The 6,761-nt window shown below is 62.9% G+C and carries 6 protein-coding genes; 1 reads left to right on the top strand and 5 read right to left on the bottom strand.

Annotation, left to right across the window (positions count from 1 at the left end; genetic code table 11):
* Positions 1-260: 260 nt before the first annotated feature.
* On the bottom strand, positions 261-617 hold the full coding sequence (locus GGD57_RS26140; RefSeq protein WP_184473090.1) for a DUF4406 domain-containing protein: 357 nt from the start codon (positions 615-617) through the stop codon (positions 261-263).
* Between the two features lie 124 nt (positions 618-741).
* Between GGD57_RS26140 and GGD57_RS26135 the strand changes: the two genes are divergently transcribed.
* Positions 742-1,497 (top strand): DeoR/GlpR family DNA-binding transcription regulator, encoded by a 756-nt coding sequence (locus GGD57_RS26135; protein ID WP_184473089.1) that lies wholly within the window; start codon positions 742-744, stop codon positions 1,495-1,497.
* Positions 1,498-1,563: 66 nt separating this feature from the next.
* Here GGD57_RS26135 and GGD57_RS26130 read toward each other — a convergent pair whose 3' ends face one another.
* The 4 genes from GGD57_RS26130 to GGD57_RS26115 all read right to left on the bottom strand — a co-directional run bounded on the left by GGD57_RS26130 (position 1,564) and on the right by GGD57_RS26115 (position 6,707).
* Complete coding sequence (locus tag GGD57_RS26130) at positions 1,564-2,571, bottom strand: asparaginase (protein ID WP_184473088.1); 1,008 nt, start codon at positions 2,569-2,571, stop codon at positions 1,564-1,566.
* Between the two features lie 255 nt (positions 2,572-2,826).
* The gene (locus GGD57_RS26125) at positions 2,827-3,606 is read right to left on the bottom strand and encodes a class I SAM-dependent methyltransferase (RefSeq protein WP_184473087.1); all 780 of its coding nucleotides are present in this window, start codon (positions 3,604-3,606) and stop codon (positions 2,827-2,829) included.
* Between the two features lie 161 nt (positions 3,607-3,767).
* A complete protein-coding gene (locus GGD57_RS26120) occupies positions 3,768-4,763 on the bottom strand; it encodes an NAD(P)H-quinone oxidoreductase (protein ID WP_184473086.1) in 996 nt (331 codons plus the stop codon).
* A 123-nt stretch (positions 4,764-4,886) separates the two neighbouring features.
* Positions 4,887-6,707, bottom strand: coding sequence for a GGDEF domain-containing protein (locus GGD57_RS26115; protein WP_184473085.1), 1,821 nt, complete (start codon positions 6,705-6,707; stop codon positions 4,887-4,889).
* Between the last annotated feature and the right edge of the window lie 54 nt (positions 6,708-6,761).

The raw sequence follows: 6,761 nt of genomic DNA, 5'->3' as shown, positions 1-6,761 counted from the left end.
TCGATCCATCGCAACCTCCAAATCAACGGAGAGTCCTTGAATCTATTTGACGCAATAAAACAACTGCTTACTCGCCATATGCGATTCCCCTGCCCACAAGGGGGAGGGGCTAACGTGCCGCACCGCTTCACGTAACCCCTCCATCGCAGCCAATCCGTCGAACGGTAACAGCCAGCAACACCTCTCCCTTTAGTCACTGGCGGGGCACGCAGCCTAGCCCCTCCCACTTGTGGGGAGGGGTTTTGGATCCGCACCGTCACTCACCCGCAGCCCGGCACATCCTCCAGCCGGTGCCAGACCGGGATGCCGCGTTCCCTGGCGATGCGCACGTCGTTGTCGGCGCCCTTGGAGTCGCCGGCCAAGCGCAGTACGCCCTCGCAGAGCTGCAGCAGCCGGCCGGCGACCGGGTGGAAGATTTCTTCGTAAAGCGCATCGCCGACCGACTTGCCGCCGGCGGCATGCCAGATCGGCAGCGCCACCCATTCGCCGATCATCGGCACGTGGCCGGCCGCAAACAGCCTGTGCGAGGGCTCTTCCAGCCGTTTCAGGTTGGCGGTCATCTTTTCCGGGTCGTCGCCCGTTCCGGACCGATAGGGCCCGGCAATCAAAATCAACATGATCCACTCCATCGCTCTCCCGGGCGTCATGCACGGGATTTCACGAAAATGCATGATATTTCTTGAATGTCGAGTCTATTCGTGCAAGTTTGCGACATATCGTTTAATTTCGTGCGGAGAGACGATGCTGACGACGCAACGCAAGGCCCTCATTCTCGATATCCTGCGCCAGAACGGCCAGGTGATCGCCAAACGCGTCGCCGAGGATTTTTCCCTTTCGGAAGACACGATCCGGCGTGACCTCAGGGAAATGGCAGCGGAAGGATTGCTGAAACGGGTGCATGGCGGGGCCATGCCGCTTTCGCCGGAGCTGCCGGATTTTTCGGCGCGACGCAGCGTTTCATCGCAGATCAAGGCGCGGCTCGGGGCCAAAGCTGCGGCGATGGTCAGGCCGGGGCAGATGATCTTTCTCGACGGCGGCACGACGACAGCGGAGATCGCCAGGCACTTGCCGCGCGACATGCCGCTGACAGTTGCGACCCACAGCCCGACGATCGCCGCCGAACTGGAGCACCATCCGACCGCCGAGGTGATCCTGGCCGGCGGTCGGCTCTACAAACATTCGATGGTGGCGACGGGGGCAGCCGCGATGGCGGCAATCTCGCAGCTGCGCCCCGACCTGTTCTTCCTCGGCGTCACCGCCGCCCATCCCGTGCATGGGCTTTCCACCGGCGATTTCGAGGAGGCGGCAATCAAGCGCCATATCGCCCGCTGCTCGGCCGAAACGCATGTGCTGCTGACGGAGGAAAAATTCGACCTCGTCTCGCCCTGCCCGGTGCTCGGCATTTCCGAAGTGGCGGGACTGATCGTGCCGGATGATATGCCGGCCGAGCGGCTGAAGCCCTATCGCGACCTCAACGGCACCATCGCCGTGGCGTGATCGACCTGCGGCCTGCCCTGCCCTTGCGGTGTCCGGGGAGCATGCTCACGCGACATGCGCGCCGGCTCATGCGGTCAGGGCGGAGGTCACCCTGATATCGCCGACATGGATGCCGTTCCAATTGTGCATCGAGGTGGCGGCAAAGCCCATCAGGGCTTCATGCACCTCGCTCTCCGTCTCGAAGAAGCGGGCGAGTGTGGCGGCCACCATGGCTTCAGCGGCGCGGGTGGTGCCGTCCTCGCATTTCAGCGCAATGGCGATGCCCTTTTCCGGGATCGCCGCGCAAAAGACGCCCTCGGCGCCCGTCTTGACGAAGATGCGGTTGGGGGCGATCTGCATCAGCGCCGTACAGGCGCGTCCGGTTCCCGCGACATAAAAAGGCTCGGCCATGCAGGCCTCGATCAGCCGGCGGGATGCCCTGGCGCGCAAGGGTTCCAGGCCGGCCCCGGTCGCCATTTTGGCGAAGCCGTGGGCCAGGCTGCGCAGAGGCACGGCATAGGTCGGAATCGAGCAGCCATCGGTGCCGCAGCTCGCAGCGCCGAGCACGGCGCCGGTCAGGCCTTCGATCGCCGCGCGGATTTCGACCTGCAGAGGATGCTCGTAACCGACATAACCCTTGGGATCGATATCCCCATGGCAGCAGGCGCAGATGAAGCCGGCATGTTTTCCCGAGCAATTGTTGTGCAGCGCGGTCGGCGCATCGAGCGTACGGGCCTGCTGGATCAGGACCTTCTGGCTCATCGACCAGTGGGCGCCGCATTCCAGCGCCCCGGCATTCCGGCCGGCACGCGCGAGCATGGAAGCGGCAAGCGCCACATGCGCTTCCTCGCCATTATGCGAGGCACAGGCGAGCGCCAGCTCCTTGTCGCCGAAACCATAGGCGTCGGCCGCACCGCTTTCCACCAGCGGCAGCGCCTGCATCGCCTTGCAGGCCGAGCGCGGGAAAACGGCGGCGTCGATGTCGCCGAGCGAGAAGACGAGCTTGCCATCACCATCGACGACCGCCACCGCGCCGCGATGGCGGCTTTCGACGAGCAGGCCACGGGTGACTTCGACGGTGACGGGGTTGGTCATGAACTCTCATCCAGGTGCTGACGGGATGCGGCAGGCATACCGCGTCGCGGCGCGAAAGCCAACGGGGTTTAGGTCACGCCGGAATTCGGGTGACGACCGCTGGTGGATGTGGCGTGGATGCTCGGCCCAAGGCCGGGCACGACGGAGGGTGGAGTAAGACCCGACGTCCGGCGGCGATAACGCTGAGAGGCGGCCGAAATTGAAAAGGCGCCTCTGGGTCGGGGCGCCTCTTCACAATTGAACGGCTTGCGCGTCTCAGGCGACGTTGCGCTCCGGTTGCGGTTCCTGCTGGACGGCTTCCTGCTTCACGCCGAGATAGAGGACGGAGCTGGGGCCGATGCCGTAGGTATCGCAGACCTCGGGCGTCAGGAATTCGGTGACTGGAACCTGCTGGACCGCCAAACCGGCGCGCTGAATCACATCGATGAAGCCGGACTTGGAGAAGAGGCGCACATGGTCGTCCTGGCCGAAATGCCCCCAGCGGCCTTCCGGCGTCGTCACCTCGGGATTTTCATAGGTTTCCTCGATCGACAGGCAGATCGGCGCCATAAGGATGGCGATGCTGTGCGGCTTGAGAACACGTCGGATTTCGGCGGTGGCACGCACCGGATCCTCGACATGTTCGAGCACATGAGAGCAAAGCACGAAGTCGAAGCTCTCGTCGGCGTAGGGCAGATTGTGGATATCAGCCTTGTCGTCTGCCTCGGGCATATACATGTCGCAACTGCGGTAGAAGATATGCGGGTGGCTCTTGAGCCAGAAGCTGAAAGCCCGTCCCGGCGCGATGTCCAGGAACCGGAAGGGGTGCGCCTGATTGAGGCGTTGGAACACCGGCGTCAGGAACAGCGCGTACAGCCTGTCGCGATCGGATGAATGACAATTGGGGCAGCTATAGGCCTGATGGTTGATCGTTTCGAATTCATCGACGCGATAGGGAAAGCCGTGCTCGACCGACTTGTCGATGTAGTAGCGCGGAAGCGGTACGAAATGCGGAATTCTGCTGCGGCAGAGCGGGCAGGCGTGGAATAGAGCCATTGCATTCCTCGTAGGGACCTTACAACGCGCAAGCAACACCACATCAAGATGCGCAGTTTCGGGGCCGGGTTTCGATCAGGCGACTGTTGAACGATCCCGGAGACTCACAAACGGCCAGGATCAATACCACCTTGCGCACGAATGCTGGCCCGAAGCTGACCTCAGACGGCGAGCATGATCTTTCCGACATGGCTGCCGTCTTCCATCAGCCGGTGGGCTTCGGCGACTTCCTCGAAGGCGAAGACCTTGTGGATGACGGGGGCGACGGAGCCCGCTTCCAGGAGGGGCCAGACCTGCGAGAGCAGATCGTCGCGGATGGCGCGTTTTTCCTCCGCCGTGCGCGGGCGCATGGTGGAGCCGGTCACCGTCAGGCGCTTGACCATGATCGGCGCAAGATTGACCTTTTCGGCGACGGCGCCGCCGAGGAAGGCGATGATCGACAGGCAGCCGTCTTTTGCCAGCGTCGCAAGGTTGCGCTCGAAATAAGCGGCGCCGATCATGTCGAGGATGATGTCGACGCCGTCGCCGGTCTCCGCCTTGATCACCGCAGCAAAATCCTCGGTCCGATAGTTGATCGCGCGCATGGCACCAAGCTTCTCGCAAGCCTCGCATTTCTCGGGCGAGCCGGCCGTCACATAGACCTCGGCGCCGAAGGCGCGGGCGAGCTGGATCGCCGTGGTGCCGATGCCGCTGGAGCCGCCATGGATCAGCACCGTCTCGCCTTCCGTCAACCCGGCCATCTGGAAGAGATTGGCCCAGACGGTGAAGAAGGTCTCCGGCAAAGCCGCCGCCTTCACCGCGTCATAGCCCTTGGGAAAGGGCAGGATCTGGCCTGCCGGCAGCAGGCAATATTCGGCATAGGCGCCGCCATTGGCCAGCCCGCAGACCTTGTCGCCGATGCGATAGCCGCTGACGCCGGGGCCGATCGCAACGATTTCGCCAGCAAGTTCGAGGCCGAGGATCGGGCTCGCATCCTTGGGCGCGGGATAGCTGCCCTGGCGCTGGGCGACATCGGGGCGGTTGACGCCGACAGCCTCGGCGCGCACCAGAACCTCGCCTTGACCCGGCACGGGCAGCGGCCGCCTGGCGATCACCATCACCTCCGGTCCGCCGAAGGACTTGAGATCGACGAAACGCATTTGCTGAGGCAGTGACATGGCGCGACCCTCCCTGATCTGAGGCAACCGGAATAGATCAGCCCCGGAGACTTGGAAAGGCTGGAAGTGGCAAGGGCGTCAATTCGCCTCGCCCGCGGCATAGGTGCTGCCGCCTCCTTTGCGTCAAGACGCGCGGCGCTCCAGGAGATGGAAGACGAGGCCTTCGTCGCTCTCCTTGGCGGCCGACTTGATGACGGCGATCTCGGCGCTGACGCGGTTGATATCGTCGATGACGAGGCCTTCCGGCAGTTCGATGACGCCGATCGAGCAGCGCATCAGCGGAAACAGGGCTTCCGCGCCGGCGCGGTCGTGACCGAGGATGCGGCCGGCGGCGCGGTGCTCGTCGGAATAGAGATCGAGCACATCGTCGTGGAAATCGCCGATCAGCCGATCGAGAATTTCCGTCAGTTCCTCCTGCGTCCAGCCGACGACGCCGATGAAGAAATCGTCGCCGCCGACATGGCCGAGGAAATGGCGCTCGGCGAAGAAATAGCGGCGCATCAGCGCGGCAAACAGCGAGATCGCGTGGTCGCCGAGATGGAAGCCATAGGCATCGTTGAACGGCTTGAAATTGTCGAAATCGCAATAGCAGAAATGGCGGACCTCATCGCCGTCACGGCCGGACTGGCGCATGAAATCACGGATGGCGCGATTGCCCGGCAGGCCGGTCAGCGGGTTCTGGTCCTGGGCGGTTTTCAGCTGCTTCTCGTTGATCACCTTGATCAGCGCGGCGGCGGAGACGACGCCGGCATAACGCATATTGTCGGTGAGGATCAGGCAGTTGCTGCCTTCCATATTGGCAAAGATCGCCATCAATTGCTCGGCATCGCTGTCGAGGCCGACGATCGGCGCCATCTCGACGAAATGCGAGATGGAGCGCTCATACATCTTGTTCTTCAGGAGATCGCGGCCGAAGGGCTGGTAGATATATTCCTTGAGATGCTGCTCGTGGATGATGCCGCGCGGCTCGTCGTTGGCGTTGAGGACGGGAAAGAAAGCCCGGCGCGGATTGCGGCGGAAGAGTTCGAAGACGCTGTCGATGCTGTCGTTCTCATAAACCGCCGGCAGGAGTTCGATCTGCCTGCGGATGAGGATTTCGTCGAGCGACTGGCTGCCCCGCTTGGCTTTTCCGAGTTCCTGCAGATGCGGGAAGGACGGCGCCAGTTCCGACATATGCGTCGTCGGGCGGGAGATGAACCAGCCCTGGACGAGGTCGACGCCATATTCGCGGCAGGCGATGAATTCGGCCTCGGTCTCGATGCCTTCGGCGATGACGCGGGTGCCGAGCACATGGGCGATATTGACGATGCTCTTCAAGAGATGGCGCTTGCGCGGGCTGCGGTCGATCTCGGCGACGAAATGCCGGTCGATCTTGAGATAATCGACGGGATGATCGCAAAGCAGCTTCATCTCGCCGTGGCCGACGCCGAAATCGTCGATCGCCAGCTTGAAGCCGGCCTTGCGCAGCTTCGAAACCAGGCCGGCAAATTCCGGCACGCTGGTATTGTCGAACCGCTCGGAGAATTCGAAACAGACGGAAGACGGCGGGATGCTGGCCTTCTGCAAATGCTGCAGCAGGTTCTCGACCAGGCGTTCGCCATGCGGGATCAGCCGGACATCGAGATTGAGGAAGAGCGTCGCCGTGGAGAAATTCGACAGCGTCGCGAATTTGGCGAGCGCCCGGCTCGCCAGCATCTGTTCGAACTGCAGCAGCTGGCCGGCCTGATGGGCCTCGTCGAGGATTTCGACCGGCGTGTCGTAGCCGATGCGTTCCTGGCCGCGCATCAGCGATTCATAACCGAACACCGTGCCGGTGCCGGCCTCGACGATCGGCTGGAAGGCGTTTTCGACCACGAGCTTGGCCAGCGTGACGATCTGATCGCTGGCATAGCGGCGCAGCACGCCGGGCTCGAAGGCGGCGGACAAGGACGTTCCCGTCTTCATTGCGGGCCGATCTCCACTGTGACCTGTTCTTTTTCGTCAGGAACTTGCCGCAGA

It is taken from the genome of Rhizobium esperanzae, assembly GCF_014197615.1.
GTDB classification, from domain to species: Bacteria; Pseudomonadota; Alphaproteobacteria; order Rhizobiales; family Rhizobiaceae; genus Rhizobium; species Rhizobium esperanzae_A.
The sequence above is the reverse complement of the archived record's forward strand: the minus strand, read 5'-3'. Positions and strand labels throughout refer to the sequence as shown.

What these genes read in the sequence shown, in the direction of transcription:
- GGD57_RS26130 (WP_184473088.1), bottom strand. Translation starts at nt 2,571, where the DNA reads ATGACCAACCCCGTCACCGTCGAAGTCACCCGTGGCCTGCTCGTCGAA.
- GGD57_RS26140 (WP_184473090.1), bottom strand. Translation starts at nt 617, where the DNA reads ATGTTGATTTTGATTGCCGGGCCCTATCGGTCCGGAACGGGCGACGAC.
- GGD57_RS26120 (WP_184473086.1), bottom strand. Translation starts at nt 4,763, where the DNA reads ATGTCACTGCCTCAGCAAATGCGTTTCGTCGATCTCAAGTCCTTCGGC.
- GGD57_RS26115 (WP_184473085.1), bottom strand. Translation starts at nt 6,707, where the DNA reads ATGAAGACGGGAACGTCCTTGTCCGCCGCCTTCGAGCCCGGCGTGCTG.
- GGD57_RS26135 (WP_184473089.1), top strand. Translation starts at nt 742, where the DNA reads ATGCTGACGACGCAACGCAAGGCCCTCATTCTCGATATCCTGCGCCAG.
- GGD57_RS26125 (WP_184473087.1), bottom strand. Translation starts at nt 3,606, where the DNA reads ATGGCTCTATTCCACGCCTGCCCGCTCTGCCGCAGCAGAATTCCGCAT.